We start from the raw sequence: 23,176 nt of genomic DNA, 5'->3' as shown, positions 1-23,176 counted from the left end.
CTGTTAGCTCAAAGTAAAAATCACGCGCCGGCGAGGCAGCGTTCGATTGCCAGCGCCCACCCAAGCAGCGCTTCGTCATGCAAAGGCAGTGCGGCCACCATCAGGCCAACCGGTGCCGCATCGGCCTGCTGGCACGGCAGTGACAATGCACAGCCGTCGAGGAAATTGATCACCGAAGGATTACGCAGCACGGCGCCATTGATACGGAAATAGGCTTCTTCATCTGCTTCCAACTCGGCAAGGGTCGGGGCAACGAAGGGCACCGTCGGCATCAGCAACGCATCGAATCCTTGCACTGCGGCACTCACCCGCCGCTGCCAATCGGCGCGCTGTGACCGTAATTGCTGCAGGTTGTTTTCATCCAGCGTTTGGCCGCGACGAATGCGTGACAGCACCCGGGGGTCATAAGCATCGGCATGTTCGGCAATCAACGCCCGGTGCCAGTGCCAGGACTCCAGCGCGCTAAAACCGCCGTCGGCATTGATCGCCGCCAGCTCGGCGAACTCCTGACAGGGAATAAATTCAATTTGCGCCCCAGCCTGCGTCAAACGTTGCAGGCTGAGATGAAACGCGGTGGTGACCTCCCGATCCAGGCCATCCAGCACCAGGGTTTGCGGGACGGCGAAGCGTGCCTGACTCAAATTTTTCTGCTGCGGTTGCAGCGGCCGATCGGCGATTGCCGTATCCAGCGCCAGGCACCCGGCAACGTCATGAGCAATTACGCCTATCGAATCCAGTGAAGGGGAAAGTGGCAGCAGGCCGCCGCTGCTAATGCGGCTGGCGGTGGGCTTATAGCCGGTCAGGCCGCAGAAGGCCGCCGGGATCCGCACCGAACCGCCGGTGTCGCTACCTATCGAGCCGAAGCACATGCCGTCGCTCACCGCCACCGCAGCCCCCGAGGACGAACCGCCGGGAATACGACGAGCGCTGCGATCCCAGGGATTAGCGGGCGTGCCGTAGTGGGGATTGATCCCCAGCCCGGAATAGGCAAATTCGGTCATGTTGGTTTTGCCCATCACCACCGCGCCCGCCTGCAACAAACGCGCCACCACGGCGGCATGGGCATTAGCCACTGGCGCACTGGCCAGTACGCGCGACCCGGCCGCGGTGGCTTCCCCTGCAACATCAAACAGGTCTTTGACCGACACCGGTACGCCGTCCAGCGCCGACAACGGGTTACCCGCGGCACGCCGCCGATCGGCCACCAGGGCCTGCTCCTGAGCCCATTGAGCATACACATGAGTAAAGGTGCGCCGCCCCTCTCCCTGCTCGTCCGCAATTTTCAACAATGCGTCAGCGGTTAACCGCGCGGCGGTAAATTCGCCGTTGGCCAGGCCTGAAGCGGCCTGGGATAACGTCAGCTTTTTCATCAGGCCACCACCGGCAGCTCAATGCTGCTGTAATGGTGGCTGATGGTCCGCCCCAGCACTTCATCCACCAGTTCCATACGGAATTCGGTCGCCGGCCGGATGCCGCCAATCGCCGCCACCGTACCGCAGGCCATCGCCAGACCGTCTTGCGGCTGCGGCACTGTCAGCCCACTTTCCGGTAACTGTTGGCCGCTCAGGTAGCGATCCAGCAGATCGCCCGGAGTACGCAGGCTGGCCAGACGGCCCTGCTGATAGAGCTGGAATTCGCCGTTTTCCTTGATCCACGAGCGCAGGATCAACGAGTCCCAGTGCGCGATCACCTCACGCAACGGCCAGGCGGCACGAGCCACCGGCTTGACGCAGAGCTGTTTGGACAGGGCCACGCTGTGCGCCTCCAACTGACGATCGGTATGATCCGAGGCCAGCGAGACATACAATTCACCGCGATGTGTGAAGATCAGCGGTTCCGCTTCGCCGGAGCTGGCATTGCCGATAACTTCAATACGTTCGCTCTGGCTAAGCTGGTTAACCGCCACCCGGTAAAACAGAGGAATTGCACTGGGTTGGGGCACGCCGAGCTCGGCCAGCTCCCTGATATGGTGCAGGATCGCCTCGCGATCCCGGCCGGTCCAGCCGGCAATCACCAGGTGATCGATCTCGACATCCAACACCCCAGTGCCGCTGGATTCGGGTAAAGTAAAGGTCAGTCTCATGGCGTTTGTGCCTCTTTGGTTAAAATACTGTGAAATTTCACTATATCTTTAGTTACCAAATAAGCGATTTCCGTGCCATGTTTTTGTGTACTATGTCTAAAAACTTTCGTCTTGCAGGAGCAGAACGTGATGACCCTTGACGCAGAGAGCCCGGAACTCCCGACGGCAGAGGAAGCCGGGCTGTCACTGAATGAACTCGCCTACCGACGCTTTAAGCAGGCGCTGGTGACGTTAAGTTATAAACCTGGTGAATATCTCAATACCGCTCAGGTGATGAGCGAGCTGGACATGGGCAGAACGCCGATCAATCAGGCGATCCACCGGCTGGCCAATGAAGGATTGCTGCAGGTGATCCCGCGTAAAGGGGTGATGGTTGCGCCGCTTTCGATGGATGATGCGCTGGAATTGATTGAAGTACGTTTGGCCAATGAAATGCTGTGTATGCGGTTGGCGAGCAAGAGAATTACGGCCCCCCAGATCGCCGAGCTTACGGATCTCAATCAACAAATCGAAGCCGCCAGTCAGCAACGCGATCGAGTAAAAATGATGACGTTGGATCATCAATTCCACCAGCAGTTGGCGCAAATCGCCGGTAATAATATGCTGGCCGACATTCTGAGCGTACTGCATGCCCGAGCACAGCGCTTTTGGGCCAGCACGCTATCACGCGAAGGCCACATGCGAGAGGTGATAGAGGAGCATCGGGCGATTATCGCCGCACTGGCCGCGCAGGACGATGATGCAGCCGCCAATGCGGCGCAGGCGCACATACTCTCATTCCGCAGTGCGCTACTGCACGAAGGATAAGCCACCGTTTCGACTACCTTGCATCCATGGCTGACGCGCAGAACGTTGTCATGCAAACATTTCGCCCTGTGAGCGTTTGCATGACATTTTATTAGGTATCTATATCACCTGTATTCATCCGAGAGTTACCGCCCGTTTTTATTAGCGGAGTAGCTGTTCTGGAAAGAATAAATACGAAATTATTAAATAGGAAATAATCACCAAAATTACAGGAAACTTCGAATTATTGTTGATTTATTCACATCATAAAATTAATAGGCCGCTACCTTGCTAATCTGCATTTTTGCACTTAAATGAAGGTGGGTTTCATTATTTTATCTGGGGATAATACACATGAATTTCATATCATTACAACGTGATGTCGCCGCACTTTATTTCGGTGTTTTAGGTAAGCATGCTGACAGGGCAACTCTCGAATACTTCGCAAAAAAACTGCATACCGGAGAGCTAACCGCCTCCAGCATGGCCAACGTTTTCATCAACGCTGACGACGGAAAAGCGCGGCTAGCCGCACTCGATGATGCTGAAAAAATTCAATATATTTATCATAATACCCATAGCGTCGCCGCCAATGAAGAACAACTTTCTGCGCTGCAGGCACAGCTTGATAGCGGTGTAACTTTAGGCCAACTTACCTCCAATATGGTGAACTCATTACGTGGCTATGAGGGTGATGACCCTGCTGTGTTATCCCAGCAAAAAACGCTGGAGACGACCATTGAGCAGACTTTATTCCCATCCTATACTGGAAATATTTCTGGTTATTCCGGTGCCGCAGATGTTCAGGCTATTTATTATGTATTGCATTCCGCCATGGTGGCTGACGGTATAAATTTCTGGGGTCATAAACTGGAAGAAAGGCCCGGCGACATAAATAAGATTGCTGATCTATTTGTTAATACTAGAGATTATTTAACATCATTAAACAACCACGACTTCATAAAAAGAATTTTTGAGGAAACGTTTAAGAAGACAGCAACGGAAAGTGATATAAACAAATACATTATAGGTTTGAATAATCATACATTAACCCGCGGCGACACTGTCGTCAACATGATAAATGATATTCGCAACGATACATCCAGTGAAAATTCCGCTGCAAAAAAACAATTCCTGTCAGCCACTCATGTATATCAACCAGGTGAATTACCTGAGAATAAATATTTAGAAACTGTAGCTTCACTTTATTATGGAATTACGGGGTATACGATGAATGCCGCTACGCTAGAATCATACAGTAAACAGCTGGCTGCCGGTTTAAGCACAGCAGATCTACTACGCGAACTAGCCAAAACCCCAGTATTTTCCGAGGCAGTATATTGGGAGCAAACCTATCACCAATTATTTAACACCACACTAAGCACCTTCGTTAAGGATCAAATCTGGGAAAAAAGCGGTAAGGATGCCTATGTAGCAAACAGCATCTTAATTGAAACCTTCTTGAATTTTGAAGCCGGCGAGTATAATCGAGGGTGGGTATACAACGCCAAGAGCTATGAAAAAATCGCCGATACATTAGGATACACAAAAAATGCTGTACTAACTATAGATAATAATGGCAAACTGGTCGGTGACATTAATCACCAAAGTCAACATACGCTCACAAATGTCGAGCTCTACGCATTAAGAAATGCTGAAATTAAAATAAATATTGAAACAGAAATTCCGATTTACTTTCTACCTAACATTGAATTACTCAGAGTCACCGGTGACAAAAAAGGCACTTTAGATTTCAGTAAAAATAAAACCCATGCCGATAACCCGATAAATATCATCATCGAGAACACGCATGTCTCATTTATTGGCTCCGATGGAGAAGATAGAATATTCATCGCACCCAACGCCGATATGATCAACGCCAAGTCAGAAATTCAGATGGGCCAAGGCGTCGATTGGTTACTCTGGCAGGGTAACGCCACCGCAGGTGGCGCTAATACTGTCAGCAAGGACTTTAAAGCCAGTGGTTCTCTTCTCGAAGAGGATAACAATCATAACAATATGATTTCTGCTAATTTTCTGACCAAGGATATTTATCTGACAACGGCAGAGAACGGTAAAATAAATGGCACGATAGAAAGCAATATCAACAATTTTTCGTATTTCCAAGTGATAGACCTGGCCAACTACAAAGGAACCGGCTCCATTTATCTTGATGGTCATCTGGTGGCGACAGAAGGGAAAAACGTTTTTGACATCGGTGTCATACGCTCGCTTGCCAGTATCCATAATACCCAATACGCCAACGTTGACCACTTAACACAGGCTTCCCGCCCCCCCAGCAGCTTCTGGAAATATGCAACCGGTGATTCTGGTTTGGCTTTAACCGGCTTCGCGGACAATGTCACAGTGATAAATATGCCAGTAGACGAATGGGGGCTGACTTACAGTTTCCGAACGCTCAGCGTACTGGGCGACGCCACGGCTAATAGCAAGGTTCATTTTAATTATCTGTATGACGATCGTTATATGCGCACTACCCCAGTGATGACAATTAAATTCAATGGTGAACATATCGATAAGATTGATGCTGGAACTTTGAGTTTTTCTATAAAACAATATCAGAGCCCTGATCCTGCATACAGTATTTACGGATATATCAATATCGAGTCAAACGGTTCGGCTGAAAATACTCTGCGGTTAGCTGGCGATCAAAATTCGATTGGGGCTGTCAGCATTTCCGGAAACAAGCAACTTAACTTGATCATCAAAAACGATTTCAGCAACCATTTGACTCGCATCGATAATTCCGACACCCCAGTCAATCTTCTGGTTGAGAAAGGGGGCACAGGTGGCGGAGCGCTGTATGAGCTTTTGAAATCATCTTCTTTAAAATACGCAACGATAGTCAGTGAGCTTTCTGGATACCAGCTCAATGTGGTTGGTTCGACAGAACATGACACATTTAACATTCAGGGAAACACGACTATCACACGTGAGATAAACAATCAATCTGACAGCGACACTATTATTTTTAAAGAAAGTAACATTAATAACATGGTCACGATCAAAGCTAAAGAGTCAAGTGGTGATACCACCCCAACAATCCATAATGATGATAAATTTATTGTGGGTGATACCTCCAACCCATGGATATTTTCCACTCAGGGTGACTACGCTATGACCCGCTATGGCGAATATTCGTTACGAGAGGCGGCTGCACTGTTTAACTCACTGGATTTAAGCCCTACTGCCAATGCGTTTGACTTGTTCAGTAAAACACTGTCGGTGGCAACCCATGGCGCCAGTGAAACTTCACTAAGCCAAGTTGGCGTACTGAAACTCGACAATAACAGTTTTGTCATTATTGATAGCAATAATAACCATTCCTTCGATAGCAATGACATCGTCTTTTCACTGGGGAACATGACCGTCAGTGACACCCTAAAACTGGCACATTATACCCCGCCGAAAATTGAAGTCAGCGGAGTAGCTGAGATGCCCCAGGAATCTATATTGATTGGCTAGCTTCCTAAAAACAGGGAAAGAATATTCCGACACGCTTTCCCTATTATTTCATCAGCGGCCGCCGGCGGCTTCAATAAAGCTGCCGGTGACGTAAGAAGCGGCATCGGACAGTAACCAGACGATGATTTCCGCCACCTCTTCCGGGGTGCCGCCACGCTGCATCGGCAGGCTGCTTTTTACCCGATCAACGCGCCCCGGCTCGCCGCCGCTGGCATGCATTTCGGTATAAATCAGCCCTGGCCGCACGGCATTTACGCGGATGCCCTGCGCAGCCACCTCCAGCGCCAGCCCGGTGGTAAGCGTGTCTACCGCCCCTTTGGAGGCGGCATAGTCGATGTATTCTCCCGGAGCGCCGAGGCGCGCGGCAGCGGAAGAGACATTGACGATCGCCCCGCCCTGGCCGCCATGACGCTGCGCCATGCGCTTCACCGTCTCACGGCAACAGAGAAAATAACCGGTAACGTTGGTACTCAATACCTTATTGATGCGCTCGGCGGTCAGTTGCTCAATCCCCGTCTGCTGACACAAGATACCGGCGTTGTTAACCAGCGCGCTGATCGGGCCAAGGCCGACATCCAGTGCATTGAACATCGCCACCACCTGATTTTCATCGGCGACATCCGCCCGTAGTGCCAGTGCACGACCGCCCATGGCTTCAATTTCCGCCACCACCTGCGCCGCCGCGGCCTCATCTTTCAGATAGTTAACGCCCACCGCATAACCCTGTCGGGCCAATAACAACGCCGTGGCGCGGCCAATGCCGCGGCTGGCGCCAGTAACCAATACAACTTTCGTCATGTCGTTCCTTTCTCTGGTTGGGAAGTCAGAAACTGTAGCTGGCGCTCAGGAAGGCGATGCCGGCCGTTTTTTTCTCGACGATCGGGCTTTTGGCCGCGTCGCCCAACAAAGTATAGAGACTCACACCGCCCTGAAAGGCAATTTCTGGCGTCAATTGGTAGTTCAGCACGCCGGTAAGCGTGGCTTGCTTAAAGCCGCTACCCGGTCGATACGCGGCGAATGACGTTTGCTTCGCCTGTTGCTGCGTCACGCCAAAATAACCACGCTGGTAACCCTTGTTGGCCCAGGTGGTGCTCAAATCGGTTGAAAACGTCAATGCCTCGCTCAGCGGATAAACTGCCGCGATACCCAGATCGACGTATGCAGTATGCCCCAGGTCCTCATCCCCATAACGCCGTGCTTTGGTGGCCTGCATTCCCTTAACGTAAGTGCGAAAAGGGTCAAATTTATAGCTCAGCTCAATACCGGCTTCAAAAGCGCCACCCAAATCGCCCATGCCTTTCAGCCGCTTGTTGTGACCCCGCAGCGTTTTCACCTCTTCATCACGTCCACCGTCATAACCAGCCAATAGGGCTATACCGAAGGGCCCGGATAACGGCAGCTGCCAGCGAGCACCGTTTTGCAGCCCGAGGCTGAAGTCACCCCAGGCAGACTTCTCGTAACCGGCCTCAATATCGTACAGCGGCACCGCACTGTAGTCGGAAGCTCCCTGATAGTCCGGCGCCACGGCCATGCCGCCGCTGAATTTCAATGACGCCTCTGCGCCATCTTGCGTAAGCCCCTGCAGAGGGAATAACACCAATAACGTGGCCGCGGAATAACCCAGGGTATTTTTCACCGTATCTGCCTTATTATTTAATAAAGGGTTGTAGCGCCACCAGGCGCCGCAATTGTTTTTTAATGCGTGGTTTTAAGCTTTTATAAAAATCCGATGACTCCGTATGCTGAATAAGAGGCAGGGTGGGTAACAATGGGCCGCCACGATCCCCATCTTGCGCATCGACGTGGAAAGACAGCATGGTCAATACCAACAATAAACTTGCGCCTAAGCGGGCAGCCTTCATTGAAAGATTGTCGATACGCATTTTTTCCACCTGAATGATTTATTCAGAGTCGAGCGTACTTGAAAAAGGACGGGGCTCCCTTAACGTCAAATTAATCCCAGATTAAGGTTTGCTTAAGAAGGAGCGAACAAACGGGATGACGTCGTTGTCTTCCCCTTGCGGTTGTAGTTATATAGCCGCCAGCGCCGTGACATAAACCGGATATCAAGTGAACATATTGCTTGTGGAAGACGATCTGCAATTGGGCAAAGCCCTGTGCCGTGCTTTGGAGCTGGCCGGGTTTGATTTGTGCTGGGTGCGGCTAGTCCATGATGCACAACATAAATTGTCTGAGGGCAGCTTTGATTTAATGCTGCTGGATCTCACCCTGCCAGACGGCGATGGCTTGAAAAAACTGATCGAATGGCGCGCTGCCGGCCAAAATATTCCGATCATTATTCTCACCGCCCGTGACCGCATTGAAAGCCTGGTCAACAGCCTGGATTCCGGCGCAGATGATTTTCTGGCAAAGCCTTTTGCCCTGCCTGAGCTGATATCCCGCGTAAAGGCGGTAAACCGGCGCATGGCGGGGTTTGCCTCCCAAACCTGGAGCCTGGGCAACCTGTATCTGGACCCGATGAACCACCAGGTTACGCTGGACGACGAACTACTGCTGCTGTCGAAAAAAGAGTACCGCCTGTTGCACGAACTGATGCGTTGCGCCGGTACCGTGGTGCGTAAGGCCGCCCTGGAACAGCGTCTGTTCGGCAATGGCGATAATGTAGAAAGTAATTCTCTTGAGGTGCACATGCATAATCTGCGACGAAAAATTGGCAAGGAGAGAATTATTACCGTACGCGGCATAGGGTATTTATTGAAAAAAGAGTCTCAGGGATGATTAGCTTCAAATCCTTTTTCATGCGAACCATTGTTTTCCAGGTAATGGCCATACTGGTGCTCTGGGGAATATTGCTGGGCTGGGTAAAATACCTTTATTATCCAGATGCTGAAAAGTACCTGGATAATCAGCAACGTATTGTCGCACAAGGCATCGCCAATATTCTCGATAAGACTGATATCACCGACAAAAATTACACCGATATCATTAAAGATATCGAAGTCATGTATATCGACTCGATTAAAAACGGTATGCAAGACGAGATAGATTATCGCCCGTTATTCGTTGTTTACGACAGCAGTAATCGGATGATCTACGCCTCGCCGCAACAGGACAAAGCATTATTCCTGCCCCCTTCAGTGCTGTCCGGCACCATCAGTTACGCCAACGTGAAGTGGCATATCGCCGGCAGTTGGAGCGATAAACAAAAATATCGGGTGATTGTCGGCGAATCCTTTGACAACCGGACCACCATTTTCGGCAATCCGGCGGAAAGCACCGCGATCCCTTTGCTGGTGATCCTGGCGGCGATCATTGTCACGCTGCTGATCACCGCCTACTTCAGCCTGCGGCCGCTGCGGCAAATTGCCCGTACCATCTCTGACCGTAAACCAGGCAATTTATCGCCGATCAATGTACGCGCGCAGTATCAGGAAATTCGGCCTGTGGTGCTGGAAATCAATAAGCTGATGACGCGTATCGACGCCGCCAACCAGCGGGAAAAACGCTTTATGGCGGATGCCGCCCACGAACTGCGCACCCCGATTGCCGCCGTGCTGGCACAGCTGCACCTGCTGACCCAGGTGGCGGATAAAACCGAACGGCAGGAAATTATTGGCGACATGCAACAGGGGCTGGATCGCGCCGCATCGCTGTCGCGCCAGCTGATTGATCTGGCCAAGCTGGAGTCGGAAGACTTTCCGCTCAAGATTGAAGCAGTGGATATCTACGCAGAAATCAGCAAATGCATTGCTCAACACGTGCCCTACGCAATGGAGAAGAACGTTGAGCTTTCGCTCGAGGGCAGTGAAAACGTGGTGATCGATACCGATCGCCATTCGCTGATCACCATCTTTACCAACCTGCTGGAAAACGCCATCAAATACGCACCGCCCGGCGGCAGGATCGAAGCCAACATCCGTTCGTTGTGCCCCTTGGGCTGCTATATTACCCTGCGTGACAATGGCCCCGGCGTGAGCCGGGAATACCAAAAACGCCTGTTTGAGCGTTTTTATCGCGTGCCTGGCGTCCAGCAGACCGGTAGCGGCCTGGGGTTGGCCATTGCCAAAAACCTGGCCGATAAAATCGGGGCGCAGCTAAGGATCACCGAAGGGCTTGATGAACGCGGCATCGGGTTTGTCATCGACCTACCGGAAAGTTACCTGATACCGACGGAGAACTAACCCCCCATGACCGATCCCATTTTACTGCAGCAGCACCAGCTTGATGCGCTGTGGCAGATCGACCGCAGTGAAATTATTGATACTCTTTATCGCCTGCAAGACGGGGAGTTACAGCCTTACAGTGACTATTACGATGTACGCGGCTGGGATCCACACGATCGGGAAACCTATACGCCGATCCATGAACAATGCTTTGCCCGCGGCGGGGCATTTTTCGCCCTGTTCGAAAAAGGTCAGATTGTCGCTGCTGCGGCGGTAGATACCTTGCCACGCGGCCCGCAACAGGACTTGCACCAACTGCTGTTTTTCTACGTCGGTGCCGCCCAACGCGGTAAAGGGCTGGGCAAAATCCTGTTCCGCCGTTGTCTGCAGCAGGCCAGAAAAGGCGGGGCTCAGGGACTGTACGTCTCCTCAATCCCCAATAAAAACACCGTGGATTTCTACCTGTCGCAGGGCTGCCAGGTGATTGATCAGCCGGATGCAGAGCTGTTCGCCCGCGAACCGGAAGATATCCACCTGGTTTGCTATTGCCGCTAGCCGCCTATTGGGCAATACGGATCACCGAACGCACGTCGCTTTTCTTGTTCAGATCCCAGACTTCAGCGATCTCTGATAAGCCGTGCTCCTGGGTTTCGACCGAAATCTGCCCTGCCGCCGCCAATGCCAGGATTTCGCTGGCATATCTTTTCATTTCAGCCACCGGCGGGAAGTTGCCGGTGCCGCTGCCCATGATTTGTAGTTGATTACTGCGCAACACCGCCGCCGGCAGTCGGATATCCGGCCCGGCCATCGATCCGACGTTGACCAAACGTATGCCGCGCCCACCTGCGTAGGAAGACAAATCGTGGTTGTTAAGCGTCGCAAGCAAGGCTTCGGTCGCTGCCCCCCAGATATAATCGACAATCACCTGATAGCCATGCGGCCCCGCTGCGGCGGCGAAAGCCTGTGTCAATGCAGCCCCTTCCAGTCCAAGATCGACCGTAGCATCAACGTCCAGCGCATCCAGCACGCTCTGGCGGCGACCGGCTGCGACAATTCGTCCCGCCCCCGCCTGACGTGCAGCCGCCACTGCCAGCTTACCTGACGTCCCGGTCGCGCCAACAATCAGCACCGTTTCACCGGGCTGTAACTCGGCACGCCAGTGCAGTGGCAGCCAGGCAGCAAACGCTGGGTTAATCAACGCGGCGGCGGTAGCATCATCCACGCCTTTCGGCACCGGTACCGTCCAGGAGGCGAGGCTACGTTCTGCCAGCGCACCGTGCGGTTGGCGGAAGGAGGCAAAATAGACCCGTTGACCGTCCGGCGCGTAGCCAACGCCATCGGTGCCGGGCACGATCGGCAAGATCTTCGGGCTTGAGTAATGCGTTCCGGCCACTATGGCGCGATCCAGTTGTTTGATGCCGGCCACGCTCACCGCGATCACCGTTTCCCCTTCACGCGCTACCGGTTCGTCGATATTGCCAAACACCGGTGCCTGCCCTAATGCGTTTACGATTGCTGCTCTCATCATGGATCCTCACGCCGTTCAGATGGCCCTGCGGCGATAATTGAAAAGGGACACTGCATCATGCCGTGTCCCTTGATAATACATCTAGCCGAAAAGTGTTATTGAAATTCGCTCAGCGGCAAGCTGGTTTAAACATCAGAAGCGCCAGGTCACGGCAACGTTACCCTCTAATGAATGACTGCCCTGGCGTAACAGTTCGCTGGAAACGCCGGCGCCCAAAGAGACCGCCTGGTTGAGTTGATACTGCACACCGGCCTGTGCGGCCAACGTATCACGCCCGGCCAAGGTGCTTTCGCTATCAAAGGCAGAGGCGTTATACCCCACAAATTGAGCGCGCTGGGTCACCTTGTTGCTTAACAACTCATGCTGCCAACCCAGGCGCAAAGTGGCGGACAATGCCTGTGAGCCCTGCAACGGCTGCTGGTACAGTGCCTCCACGCCGAGCGTGCTTTGCAGCGAGTCGGCGTAACGCCCCTTAATCTGCAGCGGCGCGGTACCGAACCCGGACTCTTTGATTGTGCGATGAGTAGTCGCGGTATAGTCCAGCGCCGCGACCGGGCCGAGGCTGAAGGTATCGGTTAACGCAAAATGATAGCCGCCACCCAAGGTCAATGACCCATTCCAGGCCGTCCAGTGACTTTTGCTGGTACCGCTGATGCCGGCAACATCAAACTGGCGCTTCATCTGATTATCCTCCGCCCCTATGCGGCCCAGACCGTAGGCGAAAGGCCCGGCCATCACGTCCTGCGCATAATTGAACTGCAAGCCAACATCAAATGAGGTGCTGTTCGTACGTGCCCGATCGGCGCTTTTGGCATTGACCGTTTGCCCGCCGACCGCCGCGTGGAACCCGGTGGTCAGGCCCGCTACCAGCCCGTTACGTTTCTCGGCACCGAACAGCACGCCATAACGCGATGCGTTGTAACCGGCGATATTGCCCGTATTATTTTGCCAATTGCCACCGCCGTAAGGCAGAGCAAAGCTGATCCAATCTGGCTCGTCGCCGGTGGGTGCCAATGTCAGATTGCGTTCCGGCGCAGTCAATGCCCGGGTTAACTGGCGTTCGCGGTCAAATGAGGTCTGAATCAGGCTGTTATAAGCCGACGGCTCCAGTTGAGCCAACGCGCGATTCACCTGCCGGCCTTCGGGGCTGGAGAAGTCCAGCGCGGTCAGTAACAACCGCAGGTCATCCCCCGCCGTAGCCGCAGCATGGGCTAACGCCAGACCCACATTTCGTTCATTCGCAGTCTGCGCGTACTGGCTGTAGGCCGATACGTCACGGGTTGCGCTGATTTGATATTGCCCGGCCTCCAGTGGCACCACGCGGAAACTCAGCGTCGGTGATGGTGCCTGAACGCTCAGTTGATCGAACTCACCGTTAACCTGGCCCAATTGCAGCAGGGAAGCACTGTTGATCTGCCAGTCCGAGGCATACCAACCTTTGACCGGCAGCAGCTCCAGAGCCCCGCCCAGGTTGGATTTACCGCTAACCTGGAGCTGATCCCCCTGCCCCAGACCGTCAAACATCAGTTGCAGGCGCCCTTGTGACCCTTGAAGATAATTGCCGTCGATCGAAAGTTTGCCAAAAGGAGACCCGGTGGTGAGTAAGCCGTTGTTGGTGAACAGCCCGGCATCCGACAGCCCATAGCGACTATTACCCGCCAATTGGGCGCCCGGTTGGATATCAACGCTATAGACCTGATGGTCGCCGTTCAGCGTGGTTTTCCCGCCTTCGGCCACCAGCGCAAGGTTATCCTTGCCGCGGATATTGCCGTTATAGGTGAAATCAAAACTGTTATCCGCCACCTCAGTGACCCGCCCCTGCGCATCTGGCTGCAGGCCGAAGGTTAAGCGAGTGAGGCGAGCCTGGTTATTTTCGTCCCGTTGCGCATAATCGGAAATTATGTCGCCCTGAATATCGGCGCCGCGCATCAGGTTAATCGCACCGGCCAATGCATTCACCGACTGGTAGATGGCCGCTTTGGCCCCTTTCAACGAGCCGGTGATATCGAAGTTAGACACCAGCGGCACGGCGCGGTATTGGGACAGGTCGACCCCAGCCCACCGCCAAATATACGATCCACGGTATTCGGTTTCATTACCCAGCAGGTTGTTGCCGAAATCCAGCCTGGCGGCGATGCCTTCTTTACCGGTCGCTTCCAGGCTGCCGCGTTGAATAATGCTGTGGCTATCTCCGTAAGCCACCAATAAGCCGGTGCCGTAATCGCCGTTGGCCTGCACCCGCACGCCAGGTGCAATACTGAGCGTATTCCCTGCGCCATCAATTCTGATACCTGCAGCGGCAACACCATCCGCCAAAATATCGCCGCGCTGCTCGACCCGATTATTACTGCCATAAATGTGCAACCCGACACCCCGGGCTGCGGTATTGGCCTTGCCGTCGATATACCCAGTACCTGCGGCGTTGCGCGCAAAATATCCCTGCGGGTTAACCACATTCAGACCACTGCCGTACACCGAGTGACCAAAGAAGTTACGGCGGTCGATGCCGTACCCCATGTCCTGCAGCAGCGCCAGCTCGGCTTCCATCATTATGGTGTAATTGCGGTAGTCTTGGTGGCTCATCAAGCTGCGATCCAGTTCAATGTGGGACATGTAATCATCATCCAGATCGCCCAGCACACCGAGAATACGCACCGGAACACCCGGCATGGCGCCTGCCAATACCTCCTTGACGTGGCTACCGGCGAAATAACCCCGATCCTTGCGTACGTCAAAGGCCGAAGGGTCGTCCGGCCCCTCACACTTAGTACACAAGATAGCCTGCCCCGGCTGTGCAGGGTTGCCATTGTCATCAAACAGGTGTGAACTCCAGCTACCGAACGTCGGACCAAACTGGGTCACACCATCAGCCACACCGGCATCAGCGCTGATGCCTAATGCATGAGCTATTTCATGAAAAATGATGACTTCCAGATCGGCACGGTGATCGGTGGGGATCAGTGCTGGCGAAGCCTGGCCAGGGGTAAAATCCATTTTCCCGATCTGGACGACGGCATGGGCACCGCTGTTCAATTCGCCGGCATCCTGGCCCTGCAACACTGCCTGAAGCTGGGTCAGGCTAAATGCGGCATCACTGACGTCTGGGCTCATCGCTCCCGCATTCTCGTCGTCAAAGGTGCCGACGTTGATTACGCCCGGCAATTTGCCTGGCAGGGGTTTGATAATATCGGCCCAGCGTTGCGCGGCGCTGATCACCTGAGATTTTTTAGCATCATCCAACACCCGGGTGGAGTGTTTTGGAACGCCATCATCATTTAAATAACTGCCATCGGTTGGACCGTAGAAATTCAGTTTAAACACCGTTTGGCCGCTGTTATTCCGAACGTCATAAGTCTCAATTGCCTGCGCGGAACACAAGGGTAAAGCCGCAACGATTGCGATAGCCAACTTTTTCATAGTGCACTCCCTGTCAGTAAATCTTCCCTGCAAAATAGTTTGCTGATGACAATTTAGCCGCAGGGGTTTAAACGGAAAGTAAACTGGAGAGAGTCTTAAACGATCGGGGTAACAAAATGCAGAAAAATAAAATAACCAGTAATTAATCAAATATATAAGCAAGAAAACTCTCAGGGTTTAGCCATAAAAAAAGCAGCGCATAATGCGCTGCTTCCTGATGGCAAACCTCGCCGAATAAACTTATTCGTAATCGCTCATCGGCACGCAGGAACAGAACAGGTTACGATCGCCATAAACGTCATCCAGACGCTTCACGCTCGGCCAGTATTTGTTCTCACGTACTCCGGCGATAGGGAACACCGCCAGCTCACGGCTGTAGGCGTGCTGCCAATCGCTGACCAGCTCCGCCTGCACGTGTGGCGCGTTTACCAGCGGGTTATCTTCCAGCGGCCATTCACCTTTTGCTACCCGGTCAATTTCTGCGCGAATCGCCAACATCGCATCGATAAAGCGATCCAGTTCAACCTTGCTCTCCGACTCGGTTGGCTCAACCATCAGCGTGCCCGCCACCGGGAACGACATGGTCGGCGCATGGAAGCCGTAGTCGATCAGACGTTTGGCGATATCCATTTCGCTGATACCGGTTTCTTCCTTCAGCGGACGAATATCGAGAATACATTCATGCGCCACGCGATGATCGCGACCGGTATACAGCACTGGGTACGCGTCCTTCAAACGGGTCGCAATATAGTTGGCATTAAGGATTGCCACCTGGCTGGCCTGCTTCAACCCTTCCGCGCCCATCATGCGGATATACATCCAGCTGATTGGCAGGATAGAAGCACTGCCGAACGGCGCAGCGGAGACCGCGCCCTGCTGGGTGGTCACGCCGTCGATCTGCACCACACTGTGGCCTGGAACAAACGGGGCCAGGTGGGCTTTCACGCCGATAGGGCCCATGCCTGGGCCACCGCCGCCGTGCGGGATACAGAAGGTTTTATGCAGGTTAAGGTGCGAAACGTCCGCCCCGATGTAACCTGGGGTGGTGATGCCCACCTGCGCATTCATATTGGCGCCGTCGAGGTAGACCTGGCCGCCGAACTGGTGAACGATCTGGCACACTTCACGGATGGTTTCTTCGTACACGCCGTGGGTCGACGGGTAGGTCACCATGATGCAAGACAGTTCTTCGCCCGCCTGTTCTGCCTTGACGCGCAGGTCATGCAGATCGATGTTGCCGTTCTTGTCGCAGGCGACCACCACCACGCTCATGCCCGCCATTTGCGCGGAAGCGGGGTTGGTGCCGTGCGCAGAGCTTGGGATCAGGCAAATATGACGGCCTGCTTCATTGCGGCTTTCATGGTAACGACGGATCGCCAGCAAACCGGCGTATTCACCCTGTGCGCCGGAGTTCGGCTGCATGCAAACCGCGTCATAACCAGTCAGTTGCACCAGCCACTGCGACAGTTGGCCAATCATTTGTTGGTAACCTGCCGCCTGCTCCGGTGGACAGAACGGGTGCAGTTCGGAGAATTCAGGCCAGGTGATCGGGATCATTTCCGCCGCGGCATTGAGCTTCATGGTGCAGGAGCCCAGCGGGATCATCGCCTGATTGAGCGCCAGGTCCTTGCGTTCCAGACGGTGCATATAGCGCATCATCTCGGTTTCGCTGTGATAACGATTGAACACCGGGTGAGTCAGGATCGGATCCTGACGCAGCATGGCTGCCGGGATCGACTGACTGTTTTTACTCACCGCGGCGTCCAGCGCGTCGATGTCCAGGCCGTGATCGTCACCCGCCAGCAAGGCAAACAGCGTCTGCACGTCTTCTCGTGAGGTGGCTTCGTCCAGCGTAATGCCTACGGCACCGTGAATGTCGGTACGCAAGTTGATGCCGAAGCTCAATGCACGTTCCAGCACCGCGGCCTTGTCTTTCACTTCTACCGTCAGGGTGTCGAACCAGGTTTTATGGCGCAATGCCAGCCCGGCTTGTTGCAGCCCGGCGGCCAGAATGTCGGTCAGACGATGGATGCGCCCGGCGATGCGTTGCAGGCCCTGCGGGCCATGGTACACCGCATACAGGCTGGCTATGTTGGCCAGCAGCACCTGCGAGGTACAGATATTCGAGTTGGCTTTTTCGCGGCGGATATGTTGCTCACGGGTTTGCATCGCCATGCGCAGCGCGGTGTTGCCGGCGGCATCGCGGGAAACGCCAATGATACGACCCGGCATTGAGCGTTTGAATTCGTCGCGACAGGCAAAGAAGGCGGCATGTGGGCCGCCGTAGCCCATCGGCACGCCGAAACGCTGTGCAGAACCGAACACCACGTCGGCTCCCTGTTTGCCCGGTGCGGTCAGCAGCACCAACGCCATAATGTCGGCTGCCACGCTGGTGCCGATTTTACGGTTCTTCAGCTCGGCCAGCAGTGCGCTGTAGTCGTGCAGTTCACCGGTGGTGCCGACCTGTTGCAGCAGCACGCCGAACACGCCTTGCAGCTCCAGAACTTTCTCGGCTTTATCCACGATCACTTCGAAACCAAAGGTTTCGGCGCGGGTACGCACCACGTCCAGCGTCTGAGGATGTACGTCATCAGCCACGAAGAAACGGTTGGCGTCTTTCAGCTTGCTGGCGCGTTTGGCCAGCGCCATCGCTTCGGCAGCCGCGGTGGCTTCGTCCAACAGCGAGGCGGACGCCAGATCCAAACCGGTCAAATCCAGGGTCAGGGTTTGGAAGTTCAACAGCGCCTCAAGACGGCCCTGGGATACTTCTGGCTGATACGGGGTATAAGCGGTGTACCAACCTGGGTTTTCCAGCATGTTGCGCAGGATCACCGGCGGCGTCAGCACCGCGCTGTAGCCCATACCGATATAGGATTTGTAGCGCTGATTCTGCGAGGCAATCGCCTTCAGTTCGGCCAACGCCTGATGTTCAGTTGCCGCATCGCCCACCGGCGGCGGCGCAGGCAGTTGAATGTCTGCCGGCACAATCTGTTGGATCAGCGCGCTGAGCGAGCGTGCGCCCACCGCTTCCAGCAACTGCTGCTGTTGTTCTGCAGAAGAGCCGATGTGACGTTCGATGAACGCTTCGCTGTGTTCAAGTTGGCTGAGTGTCTGAGTCATTGCTACAAATTCCTGAATTCTGGCGTGGTACGGGATATAGCCTGAACTAAAACGCCCCGGCAGAAAGACCTGGGGCGTTGCATGGATTACTCGTCGATAGAAGCCTGATAAGCACCGGCGTCCAGCAGGTTCGCCAGCTCGCTCTCGTCTGATGCTTTAATCTGGAACAGGAAACCTTCACCGTAAGGCTCGCTGTTCACCAGCTCCGGAGAACCTTCCAGTTCAGCGTTTACCGCTACGATTTCGCCGCTGATTGGCGCGTAAATGTCCGATGCCGCCTTAACGGATTCCGCCACGGCGCAATCTTCGCCTGCGGCAACGACACGGCCCACTTCTGGCAAATCAACAAACACCATATCGCCCAGCAGTTCCTGCGCGTGTTCGGTGATACCTACGGTGTAAACGCCGTTACCTTCTGAACGAACCCACTCGTGGGAGGATGCGTATTTCAATTCTGTTGGCACATTGCTCATCGCCAGCTACTCCTTCGAAGAAATAAAGTATCAATAAACAAAAATTAATTAATCAATGACTTACCGGCACGCACAAAGCCAGGTTTGGTGACCCTGACCGGCATTTCACGGTTGCGGATCTGTACGATAGCCTGTTCGCCGATACCGGCAGGGACGCGGGCCAGGGCGATGCTGAAGCCCAGGGTCGGTGAAAATGAACCGCTGGTGATCACCCCTTCATGCGTCTGGCCTGCCGCATCGGTGAAACGCACCGGCAGCTCATTACGTAATACGCCTTTTTCCGTCATGATCAAGCCGACCAGTTGTTCGGTGCCCTGCTCACGCTGTTTTTCCAGCGCGTCACGACCGATAAACTGACGATCTTCCGGCTGCCAGGCGATGGTCCAGCCCATGTTGGCGGCCAACGGCGAAATACTTTCATCCATCTCCTGGCCATACAGGTTCATGCCAGCTTCCAGACGCAGCGTGTCACGCGCGCCCAGCCCGGCTGGCTTAACGCCCGCCGCCAGCAGTTGCTGCCAGAAATCCGCCGCCTGCTCTTTCGGCAGGGCGATTTCATAACCCGCTTCGCCGGTATAACCGGTGGTGGCGATAAACAGATCCCCTGCCTGCACGCCGAAGAAAGGCTTCATGCCTTCAACCGCGTTTTTTTGTTCCGGGGTGAATAAGGTAGCCGCGCGTTCTTTGGCCTGTGGGCCCTGCACTGCAATCAGCGCCAGATCGTCACGCACCGTCAGCGTTACGCCATACGGCGCTGCGTGCTCTTCGATCCAGGCCAGGTCTTTGTCGCGAGTCGCGGAGTTCACCACCAGGCGGAAATAGTCTTCAGTAAAGAAGTAAACGATCAGGTCGTCGATTACGCCGCCGGACGCGTTCAGCATGCCGGTGTACAGCGCTTTGCCAGGCTGGGTGAGCTTGGCGACATCGTTCGCCAGCAGGTAACGCAGGAATTCGCGGGTACGGGCACCGCGCAAATCAACAATGGTCATATGGGAGACGTCGAACATACCGGCATCCTGACGCACGGCGTGGTGCTCATCGATCTGGGAGCCATAATGCAGCGGCATCATCCAGCCATGAAAATCTACCATGCGCGCACCGCACGCCACGTGCTGGTCGTACAGTGGGGTTTGCTTTGCCATCTTTTCCCTCATTCCACTCAGAAGCTGAAGATAGGGTGCTGCTACGCAATACGTCAGATTATGGCTCGTGGCCGGATTGCGTGGCGCACTGACTGCCCAACAGAAACGCTGCGTCGAAATTGACAAAAACTGCGGCAAATCGCCGCGACGCAAACGATACCTTTGCCCTGACGTTATCACCGAACGACCACATTAACCATAAGTTAAAATAGGCTGGGCGGCGTTCTGCGCCAGTAAAAAGCTGGGCTAGTGTGCAGAGTTTTAAACTGGAAAACTGCGCTTTAAGGCACAAAACCAACAATTAGAGCACCAAAAATCCGAAGTTATATAACAAACCCACGGCCAGAGACGGAATTTCGACTTTTGATAACCGGTTATGGAATTAGAAAAAGTAATGGTAAAAACAGCCTGAAATTAGATTATTTCAAATGAAGGGTTATATAAGGAAAAGCTATGAGCATAAGGCGCAGATCTGCGCCTTTGGAGAGCGATAACGCTACGGGGAAACAAGACAGAAAGACCGGCAAACCGGTCTCTCTCAGGCGGTGATCAGGCCAGCCAATCCGGCAGATCGTTCAGGCCCATAGCCTGGCGCACCAGCTTCGGCTTCACGCCCGGCAGGCTGTCAGCCAGCCGCAGCCCGACATCGCGCAGCAACTTCTTCGCCGGGTGATTGCCGTCAAACAGTTCGCGGAACCCTTGCATGCTGGCCAGCATGACCGCTGCACCGTGTTTGCGACGACGCTCATAGCGGCGCAGATACAGGTGTTGACCGATGTCCTTGCCCTGACGTTGCAGGCGGCGCAATTCGGCGATCAGCTCGGCGGCGTCCATAAAGCCCAGGTTGACCCCCTGGCCGGCCAACGGATGCACGGTATGGGCAGCATCGCCCACTAATGCCAGACGGTGTGCAGCAAAGCTACGCGCATAGCGCCCGGTCAACGGGAAGGTCTGGCGTTCGCTTTCCAACTGGCAGGCGCCAAGGCGCAGATCGAAGGCCATCGCCAACTCACGGTTAAACTGCTCGGGCTCCAGTTGCTTGAGGCGTTCGGCCTCTTCAGGAGCAACCGACCAGACGATGGAGCTTAAATGCGGATCGCTGAACGGCAGAAATGCCAGAATGCCGTCGCCGTGGAATACCTGACGCGCCGTCGCCAAATGCGGCTCTTCAGTGCGAATGGTGGCCACCAACGCATGATGGCGGTAGTCCCAGAAGGTCAACGGGATATCGGCATGCTGACGCAGCCAGGAGTGAGCGCCGTCGGCGCCGATCACCAGCCGGGCAGTCAGCATGCGGCCGTCCTCGAGGGTGATAAACGCGTCGTTTTCGCCCCAGGCTACCTGTTTGAGCGCCGCCGGGGTAATCAGCGTGACATCGCTCAGGCTTGCCGCCCGTTTCCACAACGCCTGCTGGATCACCGAGTTTTCAATGATGTGGCCGAGGTGGCTGAAGCCGCATTCGTCACCGCGGAAGGCAATCTTGCCGAAGCTGTCGCGATCCCACACTTCCATCGCGTTATAGGCACTGGCGCGCAGGTTGAGGATCTCGTCCCAGACGCCAATATGCTGCAGCAGGCGCTCGCTGGCGGCGTTGATGGCGGATACGCGCAGTGCCGGCTGTGGCGGCGGCGGTGTCATATCCGGTTGCTGATGCTCCAGCACCGCAACGCGCAGGCCGCTGCCCTGCAATCCGCAAGCCAGTGCCAGCCCCACCATACCGCCACCGGCGATAACCACGTCAAATGATTGCATGCTGCTTAATTTCCTTAAATGACGCGCTGCGCAGTGATTGCCCAGCGCTTTTGGGCGCAACACGCTGCGCCGCTACTGATTATTGCCTAGCGATCTACCCAGCCCAAAGTCCGCTTGGCAAAGGCATCACGCACCGCCGGCAATTGGGCCATCGCCATCAGACCGAGATTACGTCCGACCACCAAAGGACCGTAACGGTTGGCGAACAGCCGGATCAAACCGTCGGTGACGCCAATCGTCGCTTGCTGATCCTGCTGGCGGCGTTGTTGATAACGACTCAACAACGCATAGCCACCGGGATCTTCCCCGTCCTGCTGTGCCTGGGCCAGCGTTTCCGCCAGCGACATCACGTCGCGCAGGCCAAGGTTGAACCCCTGACCGGCGATCGGATGCAACGTCTGGGCGGCATTGCCCACCAGAGCCAGCCGATGGCTGACGTGCTGATTAGCGGTCAATAGGCTGAGCGGATAGCTGTGGCGCTTACCGGCACGCAGGATCCGCCCCAATCGCCAGCCGAACGCCTGCTGCAATTCACTGATAAAGCGTGCATCGTCCCACGCATCAACCTGTTCACGATCTTCGCGTGCATGGCACCACACCAATGAGCTACGCCCCTGGGACATTGGCAACAGCGCCAAAGGCCCGTAGCGGGTGAAACGCTCAAAGGCACGCCCTTGCGGATGCACTGCCGTGGTTACGTTGGCGATGGTGGCAAACTGCGGATAGTCACTTTGCTGCCATTGCAGATTACAGGCCTGAGCCAGCGCCGAGCGCGAGCCGTCCGCTGCCACCAGCAATTTTCCACTGATACGCCGACCATTATCCAGCAATACCTCGGCCTGCTCCGCCGTGCGCACCACATCGACCACTCTGGCCGGACAATGCAGCGTGACGCCGGGTGCCTTGGCCAGCAACGCAAACAACCGTTGCCCGGCGTCGTGCAGTTCAATCACCTGCCCTAGCGCGTCAACCTGATAATCTTGCGCGTACAGATTAACGAACCCGGCGTGACCGCGATCGCTGACGTGTACCTCGGTGATGGCCGTCGCACAATCGCGCAATGCCGGCCAAACGCCGATACGCGTCAACTGTTGGCAGGTGCCCTGCGCCAAGGCAATGGCGCGGGCGTCAAATCCCGGATGGCTACGATCGTCCGGTCGGGTGGCTTCGACCAGATCAACCGCCATTCTTCCCTGAGTGAGCGATGAAATGGCCAGCGCCAAGGTCGCGCCCGCCATGCCGCCGCCAACAATAATTACGCTCAT

The 23,176-nt window shown here is 54.9% G+C and carries 17 protein-coding genes; 5 read left to right on the top strand and 12 right to left on the bottom strand.

Features of this window, described 5'->3' with window-relative positions; translation table 11 throughout:
• Window positions 1-20 precede the first annotated feature (20 nt).
• The gene (locus M2407_RS15515; protein WP_259218552.1) at window positions 21-1,370 is read right to left on the bottom strand and encodes an amidase; all 1,350 of its coding nucleotides are present in this window, start codon (window positions 1,368-1,370) and stop codon (window positions 21-23) included.
• The gene (locus M2407_RS15510) at window positions 1,370-2,083 is read right to left on the bottom strand and encodes a DUF2848 domain-containing protein (protein WP_128865163.1); all 714 of its coding nucleotides are present in this window, start codon (window positions 2,081-2,083) and stop codon (window positions 1,370-1,372) included. The genes M2407_RS15515 and M2407_RS15510 overlap by 1 nt, the downstream gene beginning before the upstream one ends.
• A gap of 129 nt (window positions 2,084-2,212) precedes the next feature.
• Here M2407_RS15510 and M2407_RS15505 point away from each other — a divergent pair, with 129 nt between their 5' ends.
• Complete coding sequence (locus M2407_RS15505; RefSeq protein WP_046372709.1) at window positions 2,213-2,890, top strand: GntR family transcriptional regulator; 678 nt, start codon at window positions 2,213-2,215, stop codon at window positions 2,888-2,890.
• 333 nt (window positions 2,891-3,223) lie between these two features.
• On the top strand, window positions 3,224-6,355 hold the full coding sequence (locus tag M2407_RS15500; RefSeq protein WP_259218551.1) for a hypothetical protein: 3,132 nt from the start codon (window positions 3,224-3,226) through the stop codon (window positions 6,353-6,355).
• A gap of 51 nt (window positions 6,356-6,406) precedes the next feature.
• On the opposite strand, the gene M2407_RS15495 is transcribed toward M2407_RS15500, so the two are convergent.
• Genes M2407_RS15495 through M2407_RS15485 form a run of 3 tightly spaced genes read right to left on the bottom strand, consistent with a single transcriptional unit; the run spans window position 6,407 to window position 8,238 of the window.
• Window positions 6,407-7,153: an SDR family oxidoreductase gene (locus tag M2407_RS15495; RefSeq protein ID WP_142814472.1), complete on the bottom strand. Its 747-nt coding sequence runs from the start codon at window positions 7,151-7,153 to the stop codon at window positions 6,407-6,409.
• A 25-nt stretch (window positions 7,154-7,178) separates the two neighbouring features.
• Entirely contained in the window at window positions 7,179-7,991 is an 813-nt protein-coding gene (locus tag M2407_RS15490; RefSeq protein ID WP_128865166.1) for a MipA/OmpV family protein, read from the bottom strand.
• 13 nt (window positions 7,992-8,004) lie between these two features.
• Window positions 8,005-8,238, bottom strand: a complete 234-nt coding sequence (locus M2407_RS15485) for a hypothetical protein (RefSeq protein ID WP_198640103.1) — start codon at window positions 8,236-8,238, stop codon at window positions 8,005-8,007.
• A gap of 187 nt (window positions 8,239-8,425) precedes the next feature.
• Here M2407_RS15485 and M2407_RS15480 point away from each other — a divergent pair, with 187 nt between their 5' ends.
• Genes M2407_RS15480 through M2407_RS15470 form a run of 3 tightly spaced genes read left to right on the top strand, consistent with a single transcriptional unit; the run spans window position 8,426 to window position 11,034 of the window.
• Window positions 8,426-9,094, top strand: coding sequence for a response regulator (locus M2407_RS15480; protein WP_048760848.1), 669 nt, complete (start codon window positions 8,426-8,428; stop codon window positions 9,092-9,094).
• The gene (locus tag M2407_RS15475; protein ID WP_128865168.1) at window positions 9,091-10,497 is read left to right on the top strand and encodes an ATP-binding protein; all 1,407 of its coding nucleotides are present in this window, start codon (window positions 9,091-9,093) and stop codon (window positions 10,495-10,497) included. Before M2407_RS15480 ends, M2407_RS15475 begins: the two co-directional genes overlap by 4 nt.
• Window positions 10,498-10,503: 6 nt before the next feature.
• The gene (locus M2407_RS15470) at window positions 10,504-11,034 is read left to right on the top strand and encodes a GNAT family N-acetyltransferase (protein WP_128865169.1); all 531 of its coding nucleotides are present in this window, start codon (window positions 10,504-10,506) and stop codon (window positions 11,032-11,034) included.
• A gap of 4 nt (window positions 11,035-11,038) precedes the next feature.
• Here M2407_RS15470 and M2407_RS15465 read toward each other — a convergent pair whose 3' ends face one another.
• The 7 genes from M2407_RS15465 to ubiH all read right to left on the bottom strand — a co-directional run bounded on the left by M2407_RS15465 (window position 11,039) and on the right by ubiH (window position 23,176).
• Complete coding sequence (locus M2407_RS15465) at window positions 11,039-12,004, bottom strand: zinc-binding alcohol dehydrogenase family protein (protein WP_149573844.1); 966 nt, start codon at window positions 12,002-12,004, stop codon at window positions 11,039-11,041.
• A gap of 135 nt (window positions 12,005-12,139) precedes the next feature.
• Entirely contained in the window at window positions 12,140-15,424 is a 3,285-nt protein-coding gene (locus M2407_RS15460) for an autotransporter domain-containing protein (RefSeq protein ID WP_259218550.1), read from the bottom strand.
• Window positions 15,425-15,664: 240 nt separating this feature from the next.
• The gene (gcvP, locus tag M2407_RS15455; RefSeq protein WP_020828493.1) at window positions 15,665-18,544 is read right to left on the bottom strand and encodes an aminomethyl-transferring glycine dehydrogenase; all 2,880 of its coding nucleotides are present in this window, start codon (window positions 18,542-18,544) and stop codon (window positions 15,665-15,667) included.
• 86 nt (window positions 18,545-18,630) lie between these two features.
• On the bottom strand, window positions 18,631-19,017 hold the full coding sequence (gcvH, locus tag M2407_RS15450; RefSeq protein WP_020828494.1) for a glycine cleavage system protein GcvH: 387 nt from the start codon (window positions 19,015-19,017) through the stop codon (window positions 18,631-18,633).
• A 44-nt stretch (window positions 19,018-19,061) separates the two neighbouring features.
• Window positions 19,062-20,159, bottom strand: coding sequence for a glycine cleavage system aminomethyltransferase GcvT (gcvT, locus tag M2407_RS15445; RefSeq protein ID WP_048760857.1), 1,098 nt, complete (start codon window positions 20,157-20,159; stop codon window positions 19,062-19,064).
• A 549-nt stretch (window positions 20,160-20,708) separates the two neighbouring features.
• On the bottom strand, window positions 20,709-21,911 hold the full coding sequence (ubiI, locus tag M2407_RS15440) for an FAD-dependent 2-octaprenylphenol hydroxylase (RefSeq protein WP_046372700.1): 1,203 nt from the start codon (window positions 21,909-21,911) through the stop codon (window positions 20,709-20,711).
• An 86-nt stretch (window positions 21,912-21,997) separates the two neighbouring features.
• Entirely contained in the window at window positions 21,998-23,176 is a 1,179-nt protein-coding gene (gene ubiH, locus M2407_RS15435) for a 2-octaprenyl-6-methoxyphenyl hydroxylase (protein WP_020828497.1), read from the bottom strand.

This window comes from Serratia sp. BIGb0234 (assembly GCF_024809915.1).
GTDB lineage: Bacteria > Pseudomonadota > Gammaproteobacteria > Enterobacterales > Enterobacteriaceae > Serratia > Serratia liquefaciens.
Note: the sequence above shows the minus strand (reverse complement) of the source record. Positions and strands in the feature narration are given on the sequence as shown.

What these genes read in the sequence shown, in the direction of transcription:
- M2407_RS15515 (WP_259218552.1), bottom strand. Translation starts at nt 1,370, where the DNA reads ATGAAAAAGCTGACGTTATCCCAGGCCGCTTCAGGCCTGGCCAACGGC.
- M2407_RS15510 (WP_128865163.1), bottom strand. Translation starts at nt 2,083, where the DNA reads ATGAGACTGACCTTTACTTTACCCGAATCCAGCGGCACTGGGGTGTTG.
- M2407_RS15505 (WP_046372709.1), top strand. Translation starts at nt 2,213, where the DNA reads ATGACCCTTGACGCAGAGAGCCCGGAACTCCCGACGGCAGAGGAAGCC.
- M2407_RS15500 (WP_259218551.1), top strand. Translation starts at nt 3,224, where the DNA reads ATGAATTTCATATCATTACAACGTGATGTCGCCGCACTTTATTTCGGT.
- M2407_RS15495 (WP_142814472.1), bottom strand. Translation starts at nt 7,153, where the DNA reads ATGACGAAAGTTGTATTGGTTACTGGCGCCAGCCGCGGCATTGGCCGC.
- M2407_RS15485 (WP_198640103.1), bottom strand. Translation starts at nt 8,238, where the DNA reads ATGCGTATCGACAATCTTTCAATGAAGGCTGCCCGCTTAGGCGCAAGT.
- M2407_RS15475 (WP_128865168.1), top strand. Translation starts at nt 9,091, where the DNA reads ATGATTAGCTTCAAATCCTTTTTCATGCGAACCATTGTTTTCCAGGTA.
- M2407_RS15470 (WP_128865169.1), top strand. Translation starts at nt 10,504, where the DNA reads ATGACCGATCCCATTTTACTGCAGCAGCACCAGCTTGATGCGCTGTGG.
- M2407_RS15465 (WP_149573844.1), bottom strand. Translation starts at nt 12,004, where the DNA reads ATGAGAGCAGCAATCGTAAACGCATTAGGGCAGGCACCGGTGTTTGGC.
- M2407_RS15460 (WP_259218550.1), bottom strand. Translation starts at nt 15,424, where the DNA reads ATGAAAAAGTTGGCTATCGCAATCGTTGCGGCTTTACCCTTGTGTTCC.
- gcvP (WP_020828493.1), bottom strand. Translation starts at nt 18,544, where the DNA reads ATGACTCAGACACTCAGCCAACTTGAACACAGCGAAGCGTTCATCGAA.
- gcvH (WP_020828494.1), bottom strand. Translation starts at nt 19,017, where the DNA reads ATGAGCAATGTGCCAACAGAATTGAAATACGCATCCTCCCACGAGTGG.
- gcvT (WP_048760857.1), bottom strand. Translation starts at nt 20,159, where the DNA reads ATGGCAAAGCAAACCCCACTGTACGACCAGCACGTGGCGTGCGGTGCG.
- ubiI (WP_046372700.1), bottom strand. Translation starts at nt 21,911, where the DNA reads ATGCAATCATTTGACGTGGTTATCGCCGGTGGCGGTATGGTGGGGCTG.
- ubiH (WP_020828497.1), bottom strand. Translation starts at nt 23,176, where the DNA reads ATGAGCGTAATTATTGTTGGCGGCGGCATGGCGGGCGCGACCTTGGCG.